A 20688-nucleotide genomic window follows, 5' to 3' on the forward strand; every position below is an offset into this window, starting at 1 on the left:
AGAGCGGACGCTGATGTAACGGAGAGCAAGGACCGACGACCCTTGCTTCAGATGGTTACAGGACGATATTGACCAGACGCCCCGGCACAATCACGATTTTTTTCGGGGTACCGTCTATAAAGCGCGCTACTGCTTCGTCTCTAAGGGCGCAAGCCTCTATTTCTGCGCGGTCGGCCGTCGCAGACACTACGATTTCCCCGCGCAACCTACCGTTAACCTGCACGACCAGTTTCAGCTCCGAGCGAGTCAGTACGTCAGGCGATGGCGCTGGCCATTGAGATTCGAGAATATCTCTGTCGAACCCCAACTCGGCCCAGAGGACATGCGCGATGTGCGGCGTGATGGGGTAGATGACTTTCAGCAGGATTTCGATTCCCTCTCGAATAACGCTACCAGGGGCGTCCTTCACGCCCTCAAGCAGATTGAGGATTTTCATCGCACCGGAAACGATCGTGTTGTAGCGCAGCTTTTCATAGTCCCTGTTGATACTCTCCAGCACGCTATGAATCTCGAATTGAAGTGTCGAGCGTTCGTTCAGGACGTTTCGCCGCGCTGCGGACGCGATGATGGTGTCTTGGTGTTTGAAGGCGAAACTCCATAACCGTCGCAGATAGCGATAGGCACCCTCGACGCCGCTGTCGCTCCAGACAATGCTTTGTGTGGGTGGCCCTGCGAAAATAGTAAACAGACGCGCCGTGTCGGCACCGAATCTCTCGATGATTTCCCGTGGCTCGACGACGTTATTTTTAGATTTGGACATTTTTTCGATGCCGCCCATGATCACGGGCAAACCATCTTCCTTGGCAACCGCCTCGATTGCCTGCCCACCATCGCCGAACCTGACGTCGACTTCCGCCGGATAGAACCAACGCTTGGTGCCGTCCTGGGCTTCTCTGTAGAAGCATTCGCGCAGCAACATGCCCTGAGTGAATAGATTCTTGAAGGGTTCATCGATATCGATCAGGCCTTCGTCACGCATCGCCTTGGTCCAAAACCGTGCGTACAGTAAATGCAGGACAGCATGTTCGACGCCGCCGATGTAGTGATCCATCGGCATCCAGTATTTCGCCGGGCCAGCGATCATCGCGCTCTGATTACCTGGCTCACAGTAGCGCATGAAATACCAGCTGGAATCGACAAAGGTATCCATCGTGTCGGTTTCACGCCGTGCGGGGCCACCACAAGCTGGACAATCGACATGCAAGAAATCAGGTTGTTGCAGCAAAGGATTGCCAGAACCGTCGGGTCTGCAGTCCAGAGGCAGAATGACCGGCAGATCCTCGAGCGGTACGGGAACATCGCCACACTTATCGCAATATATCATCGGAATAGGCGTGCCCCAGTAGCGCTGGCGAGATATTCCCCAGTCTCGGAGTCGCCAATTGATTTTTTTCTCACCGCCGTGACGGGTGAGTCTGGCACTGATAGCTTCGCTCGCCTCTTTAAGTTCCAGGCCGTCAAACTCGCCAGAATTGATCAGGACGCCTTTATCCTTCGCGGCGTATGACGCATCCCATGAGCGGTCGTCAAACTCAAGCCCTTCAATGGCAATGACCTGCCGGATCGGCAGGCCTTTTTTGCTGGCCAACGAAAAATCACGTTCATCGTGCGCCGCCACTCCCATAACCGCACCCGTGCCATACCCCGCAACCAGGTAATTCACCACCCAAACCGGGATCGAAGCGCCACTGATCGGGTGCGCCACCGTGAAGCCAGTGAAAACACCGTCCTGATCAATGCCAGACAGCTGTGCTTCGCTGGTACCGCCACCTTTGAAGTGCTCGATCACCTGAGCCAGTTCAGGATTAAGCTCTACCGCCCGCAAAGCGATTGGATGTTCTGGGGCAATCGCGCAGAAAGTCACGCCCATCACGGTTTCGGCGCGAGTGGTAAACACCGACAACCGTCCGTCCTCGATAAGCTCCCCATTCTGGTTTTTTATCTGGTGAGGGAACCCAAAACTCACCCCTTCACTTTTACCGATCCAGTTACGCTGCATGGTTCTGACCATTTCCGGCCACCCATCCAGGCTATCGATATCCCTCAACAACTCTTCGGCATATTGGGTGATAGCAAAATAATAACCGGGGACTTCTTTCTTTTCGACCAGTGCTCCTGATCTCCAACCGCGACCATTAATAACCTGTTCATTCGCCAGTACGGTTTTATCGAGAGGGTCCCAGTTAACGATTTGGGTATGTTTGTAAGCAATACCCTTTTCAAGCATTTTCAGGAAGAACCACTGATTCCACTTGTAATAATCAGGATCACAGGTTGCGACTTCACGGTTCCAATCAATACTAAGCCCAAGGGGACTCAGCTGCGCCTTCATGTCTTGTATATTTTGACGCGTCCAGGCAGAAGGTGACTGATTGGAAGCCAGGGCAGCGTTCTCTGCGGGCAGCCCGAAGGCATCCCAGCCCATTGGCATCAGGACGTTGAAGCCTTTCATGCGCTTTTGTCGCGCCAGTACATCATTGATGGTGTAGTTACGGACGTGTCCCATATGCAATTTCCCCGACGGGTACGGCAACATGGAACATGCATAATATTTAGGTCGCGAAGTATCCTCGAAAACCTCAAATGTTTTTCTGGCAGCCCAATCTGCCTGAGCCCTTGCCTCGACGTCGGCCGGATTATAATGTTCCTGCATAAACTTCTCTCTTTACTTTTTGATAAGTAGAAAGATCTCATGACCTTCCGTGAGTCAGCTAACCCGTACTTCGTTAACGCCCTACCATACAATACAAATCCGAACACGTTCCAATCGCGTTCCTGCGCCATGCGCGTTCGACCCGCAAGACAATTCGCAGGATAAAGAGCGCCGTTAGCACAGGTTTCCAGAATGGGAGAGAGATCCGCGAGGGGTAGCCAAAGGACTTTGTGGGCTACAAGAAGGACGTTGAACCCGCGTCATGGCGATTGTCTGCAGGGTTTATGCAAGCCGAAAAATCCTTCGACATACACGCGACCAGCAACGGCCAAATCGCCAAGAAGCTTTGCACTACATTGCGGACTTGCCCGCGCACCATCGTGGGGTTGCAGTCAACATCGATGCCTGAACCAACGCTGTCACGAGCAAGCTTTTCCACCGTTTTATTGTTGATCATTCCCAAGCGGGTGCAAGGGAATGATCAACAACATCGCTCAATCAAACATTCGGGCAAGGCACCGGTGCCCAGTCGCCCAGGTCCGGGTTTTTGCACATGCTGTTGACCTGGCTGGTGCCGGCGCTGGCAACCTGCCTGCTTTCATCCTGCTTGGCCTTGGCGGTCTGCAGGGTTTTCTCGGTGGTCACCGCTTCTTTCGGCACGGTTGGCAGCACCGGTTTTTTCGCCGGCTTCGTGGCTTTCTTAGTCTTGGTCTTGGTCTTGGACGGCGCCACAACCGGCTTGGTATCGGCGGTGGCCACGATCACCACGTCATTACGCTGCACACCCACTTGCTGCAGATCTTTCTCGTAAGCCTGGGTGTAGTTGTTCAGGTCCTCGGACGCTTTGCCATTGACCACGACAATCAGGTCGTTCGACTCTTTCAGGCCGGAGACGATTTCTGCCAGGCGCTTGCGGCCTTCAGTGTCGTTGACGGTCTTGGCCTTACGGTCGGCAACCAGTTTGCTGAACGCGTTCTGGTAGCACTGCTGCGAGGTCTTGGCGTAGGCGGTGCTGCGATCGATGTCGGAGACGCTTTTGTTGACGTCGGTGGCGTAGGACGCGATGCGCTGATTGTCATCGGCGATCTGCTTCTGACGCTCGGTGTAGTAACCGGCGGCACCACCGGCCAGGGCGCCGCCCGCGGCACCAATGGCGGCGTTGCGGCCACGGTCTTCCTTATCGGCGGTCAGGGCGCCCAGCAGTGCACCGCCGACGGCACCGACGGCCGCGCCGGTGACCACGGACTTGGTCATGTCGCCTTCGGTGGCGCGCAGATGCTGCACCGGCTCGTAGCAGTTCGGGTAGTACTCGACCTTGGTGCTCGAGGCGACCTTGGAGGTCGGCGACGTGGCGCAACCAGTCAGTACGGTGCTGAAGCCGACAGCGACCATCAGCAGGTGACGCTTGGAAACCGAAGCAAAAGGTTTACGGGAGAAAAGCATAGTTGTGTTCTCGTTTTAAGTGTTGACCAGCTCAGCGCGGCGCTATCGCCGCCTGGGCCCCTTCCAAGCTCGCTGACAACGAACGCTCAAGACCGCTGAGCGTTCGATGCGAGCAGCTCCTTCAATATCGCCGCCGGGTCGGCTCGTTTTTGCTGACGATAGCCCCCGACATGACGAACGAATAACGTTGCACGCGCCACCAGGCTCTTGCCCAGTACCGGTTTGCGCTCAAGCTCTTCCTTGATGCGCTGGAACTGCGCCTGGATCACGGCATCGGTGTAGCGCGTGCCGGTCGCCAAGTTGTCGATATAAATCGCCACCGCGCCATCGAGCGCACTGCGACCGTTGTTGATGGCCGTGGCGAACAGCTGGGCGCTGGCCGCGTCCTTGGCATCCAGGGCGGCTTGCCGACTGTTCTGCAGATTGGTCAGGCGAATGTTGTAGTTGTTGATCGTCTCAGCCACCAGGGCCGACGACTGGATCAGGTTGCCCGCCGCTTCCTCACGCTGCTGGGCGATGAGCGAGACGTTACGCTTGAGCTCTTCGTTGACCAGCCCCAGCTCGGCTTGCAGGCGCGGGTCGATGCTGGCGGCGATGATGCTGTCCAGGCGCTTGGTCGGGTCTTCGGCTTCGTCGATCGCATCGGTCAGCGACGCGAGCCGACCTTCTTTCTGCCACTGGACAAACAATTCCTTGTAGCGCGAACGCGGCGCCAACAACGCACCAATGGCCACGCGAAAACCGGTGGCTTCGTTGCTTTGCTCGGTGCCGTCGGCGGCGAACAGCGGGTATTCGCGGCGCATGCCGGTGAACAGTGTGCCCTCGCCTTCCAGGTAGTTGCCGCCCTTGACCACGAAGCCACCATAGGCGCCCTGGCGGCGACCAGCGTGCACCAACTGGAAGGATTCCTGGACCATCTCGGCGGCGTTGCCGACCACGTCGAACAGGCCAATGGGGTTCGGCAGCTTGGTGCCGATGGGCATCAACCGCGCCGCCTGGCCAGTGCCGCCGGCGACTTGGTTGAACACCGCCCAATCGGCCAGCGGCCCGTCGCTTTCACTGCCTTCCAGGCGCCTTGGGAACAGCCGCCCTTCCAAGTCCTGACGGCTCACGGCCTGCCCGCCTCGGGCGGCGAATTCCCATTCGACTTCCGTCGGCAAGCGCACGAAACCCAGCCCGCCGTCTTCGGCGGAAGTGCCGCGACCGCTCACCGGCAGCAAGTCCTTGTGGTATTTCATCAGCCAGGCGCTGTACACCGCCGAGAAGCGCTCGGCCTCGAACTTCGACAGTTTCACCTTGGGCAAACGCCCGACCACGCCCTGGGGCAAATCGGCTTGCAAGGTTTCGCAGGCCGGCGCCGCTTCGCCGCTGGCAAGCGATTGCGCCTGGGCCATGACCTGAGCGTATTGCCGGGCCGTGACCTCGTACTTGCCAATGAAGTACAGCATCGGCTTGAGCGGCGTCTTGGCATTGGTCTTGGGCATCAACGGCGTGATGGTCTTGTTCCAATCCTTGGGCAAGTCCTTGAGGGTGAACTGGCCGTTGATGAAGTCGCGCCGGTAGCCGGAAATGAACGACTGTTTATAGCCCGCCTCGCCTTCACTGAACGGGTAACCGAGGCTGACCTCGCGGTCATCCAGGGTGCCCTGGGCGAGGATGTAGACGTAGCGGAACACCATGTGGCCATCACACGGCAGCGGCAGGCTGACGTCGTCGGGCAACGGCTTGGGGTTGTCCAGCTTGTCCGTGCCTTCATCGGCCCAGACCAGACCGGCCAGGCTCAGCGCCACGGCGGCGCCCAATAACTTATACATCGCGAATTCCTTCACACGCTTGGATGCGCGCCACACGCCAGCCACCACAAGCTGCCGCCACGGCACTGACGCCGAGCACAGCCACCAGGGCCAACGCGTAATGACGCACCAGCAGATGACTGGCGTATTCGCCAGGCATCTGCGCAAATAAATAATTCAGGCCCGACTGCGCCAAGCCATACAGGCCAGCACTCAGCAGGGCCGCAAACGTGGCGCTGTAGAGCGCCTGCAACACCACGAACAACAACAGCGCCGCGGTAGAAACCCCCAGCAGGCGCAACACCGACAGCTCCCGGCGCTTACGCTCGACCGCCGCCAAGGCACCGGCAAAGATCGCCGCGAACGCCCCGGCCAACGCCAACCCGGCGATGATCCAGAACACGATCGACAGATTGCGACTCAGCGATTGCACTTGGGCGATGGTCTGGGCCTGGGTCGATACCAGCAGGTTTTGCCCGACGAAATACTGCCGCAGCGGCTCGACATCGCCGAGGCTGCGAGCATACAAACGAAACGCCGGGTAGACCCGCTGCCCGCTCACACCCACCGCCTCCCCCGGCCAGCCGAACGCGGGCACGGCACGGCCGTCACGGTAATCCTCAGCCGCCTCCAGCAACGCCAGCGGCGCAAACAGGCCGTCCCGGGCGAAGGCTTCCAATGGCAGCACGTGCAGCACCTGCACGCGCGTGCGCTGCGCCTCGCTGCGACCGGCCACCTGCCGGCCGAAACTGGCCTGCAACCAATCGCCGGCCTTGGCGCCGAGCTTTTCAGCGGCGGTCTGGCTGAGCACCACTTGATCCAAGCCTTGGGGCACCGGCAAATGATCGAACAAGGGATCGTTGGCCGCGGTGGGGATCATCTCGACCGTGACGGTCGAAGCATCGCTGCTCAAATCCGCCGTGGCGGCGATTTGCCGGGTGCGCGGCAAAGCAAAGGCCACGCCGCTGCGCAGGCTCAATTGTTCGACGAACTCGGCACTGAACCGACCGCCGCCCAAGGGAATGATCTCCCGGGTGGCCGGGTCGTTCTGCAAGCGTTCAGTGAGGCTACTGACCAGGCCGAACTTCAGGCCGAACAGCACCAGCAGCGGTGCCACCACGGCCACCAAAGCCAACACCGAGCAGGCCGACAGCCACGCATCGTTGCGGTAATCCTGCCAGGCCAGGGAAGCCACCAGCGCGCCGCGCATCAGCAAGCCTCCCCAAGGGTGGCGGTGACACCGCCGTCGACATCGCGACGGCAACTGATGCGCCGCACCTGCAAACCGCTGGCGCGGGCCAGCGCTTCGTCGTGGGTCGCGACCACACAGCACACGCCGTGCTCGCGCGCCTGGGTCACCAGCAACTGCATGACACGCTCGGCGTTTAGCGGGTCGAGGGCGGCGGTCGGTTCATCGGCCAGCAGCAGACGGGGCCCATGGGCCAAGGCCCGGGCACAGCTGACCCGCTGACGCTGGCCGACGGACAAATCCGCCGGCTTCTTGTCCAGTTGATCGGCAATGTCCAACTGCCCCGCCAGGCGCGTCACGCTTGCGTCATCCTTCAAACCCAGCAATTTGCGCGACAACGCGATGTTGCCGCGCACATCCAGGAAGCCCAACAGGCCGCCGGTTTGCAGAACATAACCCAGGTAACGGCTGCGCAACTCGGCCAAGGTACCCTGTTGAGACGCACGCCACAGTTTGGCGATGTCCAACGGCGTGTTGGCAGGTGTGAAGTCGAACTGCCCGGCCTGATCCGGCGCCAATACCAGCGCCAGCAAGTCCAGCAGTGTGCTCTTGCCACAGCCGCTGGGACCGACCACCGCCAGTTGTTCACCACCCCGTAAGTGCAGCCGTGGAATCACCAGGCTGTAGCGCTGGCTGCCGGTGCCCCGGCTTTTGTGCACGGCGTTCAGGGTCAGCATCACGGCAGCGTCGACAACGGAACGCGGTACAAGGCATCACCCGGCTCGGCATCGCCGAAGCGCACCCAGTTGGCGAGGTCGTTGTGGAAGGTTTCGTAGAGACGGATTTTCGAATCCAGCTCGTCGATGAAGTCTTCCTGCTCGGCCACGCTCAAGGACAGCCACAAGTCCTGGGTCATGTTCAACGACTTGCTGCGGTACGGCAGCCCTTGGAGGTACTCGCCGAGAATCCCGCCGTCGGCCAGGTTGCCGCCCTTGCGCAGGGCCGCCGGGTCGCGGCTCATGTAGGCACTGGCGCTGGCGATTTCCTGGAAGAAATCCTTGGGCGAACTCTGGGTCTTGCGGGCCGCGTCGACGATCAACTTGAGCGACTGTTGCAGGTCGTTGAGTTGCAGCTTGGTCAGCATCACGCAGACCTGGAACGCCGGCAACGCCGGGTTGGTCAGGTCGCGGTCGGCGGTCCAGGCGCTGACCAGTTGCGGCGCCTGACTGGCGGATTTACGCCCCAAAAAGTCCATGTGCATCGCGTAGCCAACCGCGGCCGACTTGTCGGCCAGGCTCGGCGCCGCGCTGAGCAGCGGCACGCTTTGCGCCTTGTTGCTGCGCACCTGATGGACCAGGTCGGCGAACACCGAACCGATCTCATCGACGCGCTCGCCGAACTTGCGCACGTCAGCGCCCGGCACCGGAATGTACAGATCACCGATCTGCGGGTTGGCGTCGGCCGTCAGGATGCGGTATTGGCTCTGGGCGCCGGCGTGGGTTTTCTTGCCGGCGTTGCTGAGCAAGTGCAGGGCGTAGATCTTGATCTGCTTGCCCAGGGCGGCCTGGCGGACTTCGGCTTCGTTCATTTGCGTGGCGGCAAATGGATCGTTCTTGCGCAGGGCACCGGCGTCGGTGACCAACAGGATCAAACGTCCGCCGTAACCGGACCAGTCCATGCCTTCGACAGCTTCCATGACCCCGGCGAACGCATCTTCGTTGAACGAATGGCTCGACACCGTCGATGCCTTGACCTGCCGCGCCAGGTCCAAGAAGCGTTGCGGGTCGCGGCCCTGCTCCAGAGTGATCAAGGTCTTGGCGACGTATTCCAGGCCCGGGGTTTTCTTGATGCTGCTGCGAAAACCCACCATGGCGAAGCTGACGCTGTCCAACTCGCCGCGCTCGGCGATGCGGGTTTGCAGCTCGTGGACCACATCGCGCACCTGGTCGATGTAGGGCTGCATCGACACGGTGGTGTCCACCACCAGCACCACGGCGGTGCGGAACGCGTCGGCGTTGGCGGTGCTGATCGGCGTATTGGTCGTCGCCCTGGGGGTGTTGCCCGGGTCGATGGACGCCACGTTCAGCAACTGCACCAGTTGGCCGTTTTCATCGAGGCTCTCGCGGGAATCGAAGATCGGCAACAGGTAGAACTGGTTTTGCGGCACGGCGCTGGCGGCCGGTTCCAAGGCCAGCACTTGCTGGTCTTCTTGTGGGTTTTTCTGCGCCTTGAGCAACACGTTCTTGGCCGCCGAAGGGTTAGCCAAGAGTTTTTCCACGTCGCCGGGCTGACGCAGGAACATCACTGGCGCGCGGCCAGAACGTTCAGTGAACTTGAGCACCAGGCTTTGCTTCCAGTCGCTGACCTGGGCGGCGGGCAACCAACCGTCGCTGCGCCCGTCCGTAGCCGCGCCGACCCGCACCCACGAACCGCCGTCGATGTCCTTGCGCTGATACACGTACAACACGGAAAACGCCGGCAGCGCCTTGCCCGGCGCAGCGCCCGGCGCCTCGGCGAGTTTCGCCCCCGGCTTGCTGAGCACACGCTGGAACAAGGTTTTCTTGCCGGCCATCAACAGCGGACGCTGACCGCCATCGGCCTCGGTCGCCCCCGGCGGCTGAACTGGAGGGGCAACGGGTGGCTTGACCGGCGGCACTTCGGAAGGCTTGACCGAGGTCGTCGTGGCCACCGGCTTCTTCACCTCTTTGCCGTCATCACCGGCCAACCACCAATAACTCGCGCCACCCAACGCCAGCGCCACGGCGACCGCAACGGCAGCCAGGGCAAACACCGGCCCCTTGCGTTGCTCCGACACCGAGGGTTGGGCCGTCGGTTTTGTCGGCGGCGGCGCTGGCTTGGGCTGCGATTGTGGCTGCGGGGGTGAGTCAGCCGGGCCGCTGGGAATGTTGATGGAGATGGGCGTCAAACCCGCCAATTCATCCACCGGTTTCGGCGTCTGCGGCAGTAGCGGCGACAACGGCCGGATCAGCGTCGCGTCCGCCGACTCGTCTGGCAGGTTATCCAACGCCCACAGCAACGCCGCCGCGTCCGGGAAACGCTCCGCCGGATCCTTCGCCAGCAGCTTGCGCAACACCTCCTGATAACGGCCGTGGTGCACCGGCAATTCCGGCAACGGTTCGGTCAGGTGCGCCAGGGCCGTGGACAGTGCGTCGTTGCCGGTATACGGCAGCTTGCCAACAAGGATTTCGTAGAGCACCACGCCCAGGGCATACAGGTCGGCGCGGCCGTCGATGTCTTGGCCTCGGGCCTGTTCCGGGCTCATGTAGCTGGGCGTGCCGACGGCAAAGCCGGCCTGGGTGAATTGGGTGCGGTCGTCCAGGGACTTGGCGATGCCGAAGTCCGAGAGCACCGCCGTGCCGTCGGCGCGGAACAGGATGTTGGCCGGTTTGACGTCACGGTGGACCAGCCCCAACCCGTGGGCATAACCCAGAGCCGAGGCGATCTGGCGGATGTAGATCAGACCCTGCTCCGGCGTCAGGCCCGCGGCGATGCGTTCCTTGAGCGTACCGTTGGGCAAGTACTCCATCGCCATGTAATACAGCTCACCGACATTGCCGATGTCATGGATGGTGACGGTGTGCGGGTGCGACAGACGCGCCAGGGTCTTGCCTTCTCGCAGGAAGCGCTCGCAGAAGGTCGGGTCGGCGGCCAGGGCTGCCGCCATCACTTTCAACGCCACCTTGCGTTCCAGCGAACGCTGGGTCGCCAGGTACACGCTGGCCATCGCGCCTTCACCGATAGGCCCTTCGATGTCATAGCCGGGGATGACAATGTTCAGGGTCAAGCTCATGACGGCACCTTCACGACCACCACGGTGATGTTGTCCGGCGCGCCACGCATCAGCCCCAGGGACACCAGGCTGCTGGCGATTTCGCCGGGCTCGTCGTGATTCAGCACTTCGCGGATTTCATCGTCCTCGACGGTCTTGGTCAGCCCGTCGCTGCACAACAGGTAACTGTCGCCAGGCACCAGCAGCAGCTCAGTCAGCGCCAGGTTCAGTTGCGCCTCGACGCCAATGGCCCGGGTGACGATGTTGGCCCGCGGATGCACCCGCGCCTCGGCTTCGCTGAGCAGGCCGCTGTCCTGCAAATCCTGGACGTAGCTATGGTCCCGGGAAATGCCTTCGAGCACGCCGTCGCGCAGGCGATACAAACGGCTGTCACCGGCCCACAGGCACATGCCGCGCAGGTCGCGGGCGGCCAACACCACCACGGTGCTGCCCATCATCGTCACGCCACGGTTGGCGGTTTCTTCACGCACGGCGGCGTTGACCCGCAACAGGTCGCTTTGCAGCGCCGCGACGTATTCGTCCAGCGAGCGCCCGACGGCAATGCTACGCAGGCTGTCGACGATCAGGCTGCTGACGTAGTCGCCCGCCGCGTGCCCGCCCATGCCATCGGCCACGACCCAGAGGCCGTTTTCCGGCAGGTCCAGGCAGGCGTCTTCGTTGACCTGACGGACCATCCCGACATGGCTCTTGCTTGCAGACTTGATTGCTTTTCCGGCACTTGGACGCATCTACACAACACCTTCTTGGCCGAGCAAAAATTGCGCAAAATCAGCCGCCGCCGGCAGTCCCTGGCAGCGCATCAAACCCGGGGCAATGCGTTCCGATCCCTGACCCCACCACAGGCTCGCGCCTTCGCAGGCCGCCTCGGCGAGGGCGCTCATGCGCCGCTGCGGGTCGGTGGCATCGAAGCGATGCAGGCTGGCAAAGCGACTGCTCGGCGTGCGCGGCAGGAACATCGGGCAGCCCAAGGTTTCCAGCTCCGCGCTGAACGCCTCGAAACTGGCCTCCACACTCAACGTGCTTAGCAACAGGTTTTCGACCCGCTCAAACCACTCGTCCGCACCGCCCACCACGGACGCCGGGTCCGCGTCGGGCTCCAGCAGCATCGCGACGGTCAGCGGGAAATAGCGGCCGACCCGGTCGATGCTCGGCATCACCACCCCGACCGCGGCGTCCGGGCCACACACACCCGGCGCGACCATGAAGCGCCACAGCGGGCTGACCAGATAAGCGTCCAGCCAACGCTCGCCAAGGTTGGTCTGGCTGGCGAGCAAACCCGCCGCCAACCACGAATCCCACGGGCCGATAAAACTCTGGGGCAAGCCACGGCTGACGAAATCTCCGCGACTGGCCAACTTTCCATAGAAGCCCGGCGTACTCATAGCCGCTCCGGCAGGCTGAAGCCAGTGAGCACCCGGCTCTTGAACGGGTTGAAGGCGCTGCCGGCCCGCAACTCGTAAGAGGCGCTGGCGCCATCGACCCGCAGCCGCAGGTTGAAGCGGTCCGGCGAGTTGCCGGCGGTCAGGTCCGATTGCTCCAACAGCCGGAACCAGGCCCACGGTCCATCCAGAGTGATGCCGGAGCGACCGCTGGACGACGGCGGCATGATCGAGATCCGCACCACGCCGATGCTGCCCGGGTTCGGCCATTGCATGGCGGTCGGGCGGCTTGGGCCGTGGTCGTAGCTCAGTTGCTGGCCGTCGAGGTCAAGCAGGAACTGGGTGATGGTCGAGTCCATCGCCACCGGTTTGAGCTCGAAACGCACCATCGGCTGCGTGCCGCCGGAACGGAAGAACGCATCGCGGATGGTCGCCGCGCGCTGGAAGGTCTGCAGCACGCCAGGGGCGATGCCGAGCTTCTGCGCCGCGCCCGGCTGCCAGCGCCAGGTCGGGGTCGAGGTGTCGACGTAGGGTTGCAAGTACTTGCGGAAGTAGTTGTCCATCACCCCGCCGACGCCGAAGAACTGGCCGAAGTCATCCAGGGTGGCGTCCCGCGCACTGCCTCGCGACATCGGATAGCGCCCGGCCAGGGACTGGCGATAGATGTTCACCACTTCGCTGGTCCAGGCGGCGTTCAGTTGGTTGCGCACCCCGCCCATCATGCTGTTGGTGGTGGAGTTGACCACCGACTTGACCAGCCCCTGCACCAGCGGTGGCTGGCGTTCAGCGTTGAGGCTGACGCGCGTAGCGGCGGCCGCGGCCTGGTTCTTGGCTTCGCCGAGCAAGGCGTCGCCGCTGGCACCGACCATGGCGCTGACCTGCACGTACAGAGCGTTCATGTCCGCCAGCAAGCCGTCGATGGCCGCCGGCTCGCCTTCGTTTTTGCTGACGATGCTGTTGAGCGCGGCAAAGTGCGCGGTGATCGGATCATCGCTCGCCGCCGGCACGTTTTGCGTCGCCTGCTCCTGGCCGAGCAAGTTGCCCAGGCGCTCCTTGAGTTTGTCCACACCGCCTTCTACCGGTGCACCTTGGGCGGCCAACCGGCGCTCATCCTGTTGCAGGTCGGTTTCCTTCGCCACCGCCACCAGCAGTTTTTTCAACGGCGAGGTCGGCCCAGAAATCACCCGCAGCACATCGGCGGCCTGGGCCACGCTGGTGATCGGCACGAAGTCGATGTCGGCCAGCAAGGCGTCCCATTGGCGCAGGTAGTCCTGGAAGTACAGGCGACGCACATCGGCGGCCAGGCTGGCGACGTTCTGCTGATCGGCCTCTTCGCGGCCCAGCACCCATTGTTCTTCAGCCAGGGTGCCGGTCTGGCTCAGGCTGGCGAGCAAGAAGCCCTGGCGGTAGCCCTTGACGGTGAAGAACCCACTCAACGGCTCGCCCAACGGTTTGCCGCTCTTGCGGCTGAACACCAGCGCCGCGTCACGCCCGGCGGCTTCGTTGATGCGGAAGTCCGGGATGCCTTCGGGCAGTTTCTGGCGCTTGATCCGATCATAGACCCGCTGGGCCACCGGCAACTGCTGCAACTGGCGACGCAGGTCTTCGATCAGGCGTGGGTCGAGGCGCGCGACGGGCGGACGCCGTTCGAACAGCGCCTGCAAATGCGCGGTCAGGGCCTGACGCTGCTCGGCCGGCAAATCGCGCGGCAGGCTGCGGTCCCAATCCAGGGCGATCCAGGCCTTGATGAAATCGGCATCGGAGTGCTCGGAGTCAGCGAGCATCAGGTAAGCCTTCAAGCCTTCGTAGAGGAAATCCGAAGTGCCGCCGCTGTGCAGTTGCTCTTCGATGCGCGTCAGCAGACGTGGCGCGAACACCGCGATCAGCAGCTTACGGTAGACGCTGCGGGACTCGGCTTCAAGCATGTCGCCCTGGTACAAGCCCAGGCCTTCGGCCCAGCTCGGGGCGTCGTCAGCCAAGTGTTTCACGGCGTTGAGCAACGGCAACACGGAAAGGACCTCACGTTGCGCCGGGCTGAGGTTCTGCACAGTCTGGCCCAACGGCGCGACCTTCTGGTCGACCTGGGCAATGTAGGCCTGGTTGGCGCGGTAGCTGACCCACCACAACGAGCTGACCACCAGCACCAACACCACGGTGGAGGCCAGTACACCGCGAGCGATCCACTTGCGCCGTCGCTCGACTTTCGGATCGACGCCCACCAGCCCGCGCTCGGCGAAGGCCACGGCGGTGAAGAGTTTTTCGATGAAGTAGCTGCGCCCGGTGCCGGTCTGGCGCGCCAGGTGCTGACGGTCCAGGTTCATGCTCTGGGCCATGGAGCCGATCAGGCGATCGATCGGGCTGCCTTCCTGGGTGCCACTGGTGAAATACACCCCGCGCAGCAACACACGCTCTTCAAAGGCGTTGGGTTTGAACACGCCTTCGAGGAAGCTTTGCAGGCAATCTTTCAAGGCGCCGAACTGCTGCGCGAAACCGTAGATCAGATCGCGCCGCGCCGGGTCGCGCTCTTGTTGCAGGCGTTCCACCAAACGGTCGTTGAGACGCTGCTCAAGGCCGGTGAATTCACTTTGCAGATGCGCCAACGGGCTGTCGTTGCTCTTGCCATCGTCCAGGGCGAAGGTCATGCCCCAGACCTGGGCGCGCTCTTCCTTGCTCAGGGTATCGAAATACTCCATGAACCCAGGCACCAGATCGAGCTTGGTCAGCATCAGGTAGATCGGGAAGCGCACGCCCAGTTGGGTGTACAGCTCCTGGATCCGCAAGCGAATCGCCGCGGCATGGGCGGCGCGCTCGGCGTCGCTGCCCAGCAGCAGGTCAGACAGGCTGATGGCAATGAACGCCCCGTCAATCGGGCGCCGCGCCCGTTGTTTTTTCAACAGGCCCAGGAAACCCAGCCATGCCGCCTTGTCGATGGTCGCGTCACTGTCCTGGGTGGTGTAGCGGCCGGCGGTGTCGAGCAAGACCGCCTGGTCGGTGAACCACCAATCACAATTGCGCGTGCCACCCACGCCACGTACCGCACCGGCGCCCAGTTGCGCGGCCAATGGGAAATGCAGCCCGGAGTTGACCAGCGCGGTGGTCTTGCCCGAACCCGGTGGGCCGATGATCACGTACCACGGCAGCTCGTAGAGGTTACGGCGCTCGTCACCGCCCAGCTTGGCTTTCTTGAGCAGCGCCAAGGCTTCGTCCATGCGCTGGCGCAGGGTTTCGAGCTCCTCGGCGGTGGCGATGCTGGTCGGGTCCGGCGGGGTTTGCGCGGCCAGGCTGCGCATCACTTCGGCGGCCTGACGGCGCGCCTGGATGATGCGAAACACCCGGTAGGCGATCCATACCGCGAACACCAGGATGATCAAGGCCCAGCGCCGGCCTTCGGGCACCAGCCAATCGAGCAACGGACCAACGAACCAGATGATCAGGCTCAGGGCGATCAGCCCCAGCAATGGGATGACCCAGCGGGTCATAAAACTGAAAAACGCCTTCACTCGACCCCCTCCGCCAATACTGTGATTTCAACCCGCCGATTGCGCGCACGTCCTTCTGCGGTGGCGTTGGACGCCAACGGCTCGGTGTCGCTGCGGCCTTCGGCGCTGAAGCGCTCGGACTGACCGGTCTTGGCCGAAAGAATGTGCAGCACCGATTGGGCCCGTGCTTCGGACAACGCCCAGTTGGACGGGAACCTGAGGGTGGCGATCGGGCGATTGTCGCTGTGCCCGGTCACCAGGACCTGGCCCTTGACCTTGCGCACCGCATCGGCGATGCGCAGCATCAGCGGCTGGAAATCGTCATTGATGCTGGCGCTGGCCGAGGCGAACAGTTCATCGCCACGGATGGTCACCACCGAACGGTCGACGGCGTCTTCCACGGCAATCCGGTTGGCTCGGATTTCATCGGCAAGGAAACCGGCCAGCCGTGGACGCTCGACCACTTTCGGCTGCAACACAGGGCGATCGATGGTCTGCACCGGTATTTCGCCCAAAAAATGAATGTTCTTGAACACCGGTTCGGCATCGGACGCCAGCTTCATGCGCAGGCCGAACAGCAGCGCCAGCAACAGGGCTGCACCGATGGCCACGGCGATCCACGGCGGCATGAATTGCGCCAGTCGATCACGGGCCACGGTGACACCGCGCCAGTGCGGCGACAGCTCGCGCTCGTAGTCGCCACGCGCACTGCGGATGACGGCGGCGGTGCGCTCACGCAACGCTTCCAGTTGGCTGCGACCGTCGTTCATCACCCGGTAGCGCCCCTCGAAACCCAGGCACATGCACAGATACAGAAGCTCCAGCAGATACAGGCGCTCGCGCGGGCTTTGCAGGCAATGCTCCAGCAACTGGAACACCTTCTCGCCGCCCCAGGCTTCGTTGTGCACGGTGATCAACAGGCTTTGTTTGCCCCAGTCACTGGTGCCGCCCCACGGCGTGCTCAGCACCGCTTCATCCAACGCGGTGCACAAGGCGTAGCGGGCCAGCAACACATCGTTGCGCACCACGCCGGCGGCCTCGGCGCGCTCTTCGAACTGGCGCAGGTAGGCCAGCAGTTGCGCGCGCAAACTGGCCGGCGCCGGGTGGGCAATGGTATTGCGCAGACGCGTCAGCAGGGCCAGCAGCGGGCCGGCGGCGCGTTCCAACGGGTTAAGCCCCTCGGCCTTGCCAGTCAGCACCGGTGCGGCCGGCATCGACAGCGGTGCAGGCGCAGGCGTCGGCTGTGGCCGACCAGCGTCCGGGCGAAAAGGATCTCCACCACGGCCACCGGGCGTCGGCATGAACTGGGTACGATCGTCGTTACTCATCGCGGTTTATCCTCGGATCGCCCAGAAGGCCAGGTTCAGCCCTGGGAACTGGCCGGCGACATGGAATGCAAAGCCGCCGGAGTTGCTCAACTGCTGCCAGTGGTCGCTGCCTCGGTCGAGCTCGTAGTAGGTGGAGCCGGCGTGGTACGGCAGCTGGCGAGGCGCCACTGGCAACGGCAGCAGGCCGATGCCCGGCAGTTGCAGGTTGACCAGGTCGCGGATGTGCTCCACCGAACCGACCTTGCTCTGCTGCCCGAAGCGACTGCGCAGGGTTTCGGCCGGCACGTCGGCGCGCACCACCAGAATGAAGCTGGCGCTGTCGAGCAAGGTCTTGTCGGACAGCATCGCCACGTGGATGCCATAGGCTTTCTCGACAATCGGAATCGGCGTCGCCTTGCTGTCGATCAGCATCGACAGGGCTTCACGCAGGGCCTGCATCACGGGCGCGTAGCTGAGCGCCAGGTCATCGTGCTGGTAAGACGGGTATTGTTGCGGTCGTCGCCCGGACGCGGTGAACGTGGAAAACTCCCCGGCCAGGCCCACCAGTTCGCTGTAGAAACGCTCGGGGTGCAGCGGGCTCAACTGGCTCAGGTGCTGGATCAGCGGCTGGGCGCGGTTGACCAGTTGCAACAGCATGAAATCGGCAATTTCCGAGGCACCGCCGGCACCGGACGCCACCACCCGCCCGGCCAGGGCTTCGCCGCGTTGATGCAGCAGGCCCAGCAGCTCACTGCGGAACGCCGCCAGCGGCTTGGAGGCGATGACATCCAGCAGCGGCGGGATGTAGGCGTCGTCGAGCACTAACGCACGGTCGGCGCGTTTTTCCTTGATGCGCACCACACCAATGGCGGCGTAGTCGCCAATACCATCCTGTTCGGTCAACAGCCGCAGCGCCCGGGAACCCAGGGCGACCGGTGCGCGGTTTTCGAACGGTGCGTTGTCGTCGCGCACTTCGCACACCTGGCTCACATAACGTGCAGCGCCGAGGTCTTCGCCTTCGTCCACGGTGTCACGGGCGCCGGCACGCTTGAGCGGCAAGGCCAGGTACACCAGGCCATCGCGCAGGTTGTCATCGACGTTCAGTGGGGTTGGCGCCAGGTCATCCTGGGGAATGTTGAAGGGCGTACCGTCCGGCAACAGGCCGCGCGCCGAGATGATCGCCAGCTTGCCCTGGGCCAGCAGGCCCTGGTCGATCAGCAATTCGGAAAACCCCCAGGCGCCGGCCGACAACGGGCGGCTGCGTGCGTCGATGAGGTTTTCCAGGTAACGGTCATGCTGTTGGAAGTGCTGCGTTCCAATGAACATGCCTTCCGACCAGACCACGCGATTGTTCCAGGACATGGGGGCTCCGATTGCTTATTGGGCAGGGCTGGATGGGGGGACGACGACGGCGCTGCGCACGGCGCGCACATCGAGGCTGATCTGGTATTCGGTGTATTCGCGCGCCGGGACATTCATCACTGTGCGCCACAGCGACTGGTCCAGCTCGCGATAGCCCACCAGTATTCCGATATGCCGCGTGGCCGGATCAAGGTCGCGTTGCAGGCTCAGTTGCTGGCCGGGCCGGACCAGCACCTCGTCCTGGTCAATCAGGTCGGCGCCCAGCGTGGCCCCGGCCCGTTCGGCCAGGGCGAAATAATCGGAACGGCCGAAGATCGCGGCATTTTTCAGTTCAAAAATGCGCACCCGGACCGGGGCCGGATGGCCGGTGGCGCCGGGGTTGAGGCCGGCAATGGCGTGAAAGTGCAGCTCGATGGCGGCGGTGTCGGCCTCAGCGTCTTCGGGCTGGAGGCTGGCCACATCCTTTGCGCACGCCGTCAGCAGAAGCACGGTGGCGACTGCGAGTAAAAACCTGGGAATCATCCTGCGTCCTCAATGACGTTTGAGCTATCCGTTGTGTGCTGATCAATCTTGTTATGGGATGACGCCGCTTAGCGGCGTCGCTGTCGCGTACTGTGTTCCTCGTAGGCGCGGCTGAACTCGCGACCGAACAGGTCCTGGAAATCCTCCTGAGCCTCGCGGGAAATGTTGCCGTAAAGCTCGGTGAACTGCTGCCAGTACTGGGCCTGGCGCGAGCCGCTGAAAATACCCGAGAGCCCACCGGGCTTGGCCATGCGCTCTTCCAGCTGCGCCGGTTCGAAGCGCGTCAGCAAATGTTTGATGGCCGCTTCCACACCGGCCATCACCGCCAGTTGGTGGGCCCGCAAGTCATCGAAACTGTCACGCACCGCCGCGTCCGGGGCCATGAACGCCTGATTGCCGTGGCGCAACAGCAACAGCAGGGCTTCATCGACATTGGGGGCGAATTTCAGCGGGTTGTTTTCCACCGGTTGGATCATTGTCTGCTGGATGCGGAACTCACCCTTGAGGCTGCTGCGGGCGCGCAGAACATCGATCAGGCCTTCAACCATCAACCGATAACTGCGCCCGATGCTCTCCATCTGTGCTTCGGCCTGGGCCTTGTCCAGGCGCAACTGATCCAGCCCGGCACCGCGCAGGAACGCTTGCAGCAAATCGGGTTGGGCGGTCTCGGTCGGGGTCACTGGAGCAACTGGCGCAACTGGCGCAACTGGAGGTGCGACCGGTGGGTCGACGCGGGTGACTGACGCTTCAGGCACGGGTGCCGGCGGCGGTGCACTGATTTCAGCAAAGATGTCGGCGAGCGGATCCTGCGGAACAGGCGTCGCGCCCGGCTCAACCACCGGCGGTAGCGGTACCGGCGGCGGGGCCATGGGCAGCGGGGCAACCGCCACTGGCGCAGGCTTGTCGCTGAAGGGGTCCCAGTCATCCGGAATCACCGAGGCAGGCGGCGGCATCACGGGCTCGGCCACGGGCGGCGGGCTCGGCCGGGGAATCGGCGTCGGCGGGTGGAAGTTGTGCTGCTCAGCCGGAACATGGTCAGGCTGGGTGGCCGGCGGGACACTGGTCGGTGCCAAGAAATCGAACAGGTCCGGCAGGGTGTCCATGGCCGATCCGCCCTGAAAATGCGCAGGCGCAGCCACTTGAATCGGCGACGACGCATGCCCGGCGGCGCCTTGGCGCCCCATCAAGGCCTCGAAGCTGCTGGGGGATTCGGCAAACGGGTTGCTGTCGGTGACCGGCAGGCTGAAATCAACGCGCGCCTGGATTTCATAATCACCGATGCGGATCACTTCACCGTCTTGCAGGGGTTCGCTGTTGCCCTTGCGCAGGCGAACGCCGGCCTTGACCAATTCCACACCATTAGTGCTGTTATCGGTTAAGTAATAACGCCCATCTTTGTATTGGATAACGCAATGTTTGCCGGAAACCAGGCGCTCAGGGTCCGGCAATACCCAGTCATTATCGGAATTACGGCCAATTGCCATCACCCCCTGGTCCATGGACTTCTCGGAACACTGGCCTGGGGTAATTTTGTGATAACTAGTGATAGTCAAACACAGTGGCATCTTGCCTCCTTGCTGAATATTCGCACGCGAGCGGGAGTGAGGATTCAAGCCCTGACTACCCGCCGGCAACCTGTGCCAACAACCGTGAAACGGCTTTTTGCCAGCATGATTGCTGATCATAACCGGCTTGCGTGACAAAAACCCCCCATCAGTTGCTGCTTCGACCGATGGGTCGGGCAGGCTGT

At 62.5% G+C, this 20688-nt stretch carries 13 protein-coding genes; all 13 read right to left on the reverse strand.

Annotated features, from left to right (window positions below; translation table 11 throughout):
* Positions 1–55 precede the first annotated feature (55 nt).
* On the reverse strand, positions 56–2653 hold the full coding sequence (gene leuS / locus AACY42_RS12555; RefSeq protein WP_339479676.1) for a leucine--tRNA ligase: 2598 nt from the start codon (positions 2651–2653) through the stop codon (positions 56–58).
* 498 nt (positions 2654–3151) lie between these two features.
* On the reverse strand, positions 3152–4096 hold the full coding sequence (gene tagQ, locus AACY42_RS12560; RefSeq protein ID WP_339479678.1) for a type VI secretion system-associated lipoprotein TagQ: 945 nt from the start codon (positions 4094–4096) through the stop codon (positions 3152–3154).
* An 86-nt stretch (positions 4097–4182) separates the two neighbouring features.
* Positions 4183–5910, reverse strand: a complete 1728-nt coding sequence (locus AACY42_RS12565; protein ID WP_339479680.1) for a formylglycine-generating enzyme family protein — start codon at positions 5908–5910, stop codon at positions 4183–4185.
* The gene (locus tag AACY42_RS12570) at positions 5903–7099 is read right to left on the reverse strand and encodes an ABC transporter permease (RefSeq protein ID WP_339479682.1); all 1197 of its coding nucleotides are present in this window, start codon (positions 7097–7099) and stop codon (positions 5903–5905) included. Before AACY42_RS12570 ends, AACY42_RS12565 begins: the two co-directional genes overlap by 8 nt.
* Entirely contained in the window at positions 7099–7815 is a 717-nt protein-coding gene (locus AACY42_RS12575) for an ABC transporter ATP-binding protein (protein ID WP_339479725.1), read from the reverse strand. The genes AACY42_RS12570 and AACY42_RS12575 overlap by 1 nt, the downstream gene beginning before the upstream one ends.
* A complete protein-coding gene (locus AACY42_RS12580) occupies positions 7815–10889 on the reverse strand; it encodes a serine/threonine-protein kinase (protein WP_339479684.1) in 3075 nt (1024 codons plus the stop codon). Before AACY42_RS12580 ends, AACY42_RS12575 begins: the two co-directional genes overlap by 1 nt.
* Positions 10886–11617, reverse strand: coding sequence for a PP2C family protein-serine/threonine phosphatase (locus AACY42_RS12585; RefSeq protein WP_339479685.1), 732 nt, complete (start codon positions 11615–11617; stop codon positions 10886–10888). The genes AACY42_RS12580 and AACY42_RS12585 overlap by 4 nt, the downstream gene beginning before the upstream one ends.
* Positions 11618–12271 carry a type VI secretion system-associated protein TagF gene (tagF, locus tag AACY42_RS12590; RefSeq protein ID WP_339479687.1) on the reverse strand — a complete coding sequence of 218 codons (654 nt, stop codon included), beginning with the start codon at positions 12269–12271 and terminating at the stop codon, positions 11618–11620. It abuts the gene before it with no gap.
* Complete coding sequence (gene tssM, locus AACY42_RS12595; RefSeq protein WP_339479689.1) at positions 12268–15768, reverse strand: type VI secretion system membrane subunit TssM; 3501 nt, start codon at positions 15766–15768, stop codon at positions 12268–12270. Before tssM ends, tagF begins: the two co-directional genes overlap by 4 nt.
* Positions 15765–17075 (reverse strand): DotU family type VI secretion system protein, encoded by a 1311-nt coding sequence (locus AACY42_RS12600; protein ID WP_339479691.1) that lies wholly within the window; start codon positions 17073–17075, stop codon positions 15765–15767. Before AACY42_RS12600 ends, tssM begins: the two co-directional genes overlap by 4 nt.
* A 6-nt stretch (positions 17076–17081) precedes the next feature.
* Entirely contained in the window at positions 17082–18416 is a 1335-nt protein-coding gene (gene tssK, locus AACY42_RS12605; RefSeq protein WP_339479693.1) for a type VI secretion system baseplate subunit TssK, read from the reverse strand.
* 15 nt (positions 18417–18431) lie between these two features.
* Positions 18432–18938, reverse strand: a complete 507-nt coding sequence (gene tssJ, locus AACY42_RS12610) for a type VI secretion system lipoprotein TssJ (RefSeq protein ID WP_339479695.1) — start codon at positions 18936–18938, stop codon at positions 18432–18434.
* A 68-nt stretch (positions 18939–19006) separates the two neighbouring features.
* On the reverse strand, positions 19007–20503 hold the full coding sequence (gene tagH, locus AACY42_RS12615) for a type VI secretion system-associated FHA domain protein TagH (protein WP_339479697.1): 1497 nt from the start codon (positions 20501–20503) through the stop codon (positions 19007–19009).
* Between the last annotated feature and the right edge of the window lie 185 nt (positions 20504–20688).

The sequence above is a fragment of the Pseudomonas sp. RL_5y_Pfl2_73 genome (genome assembly GCF_963970515.1).
Taxonomy (GTDB): domain Bacteria; phylum Pseudomonadota; class Gammaproteobacteria; order Pseudomonadales; family Pseudomonadaceae; genus Aquipseudomonas.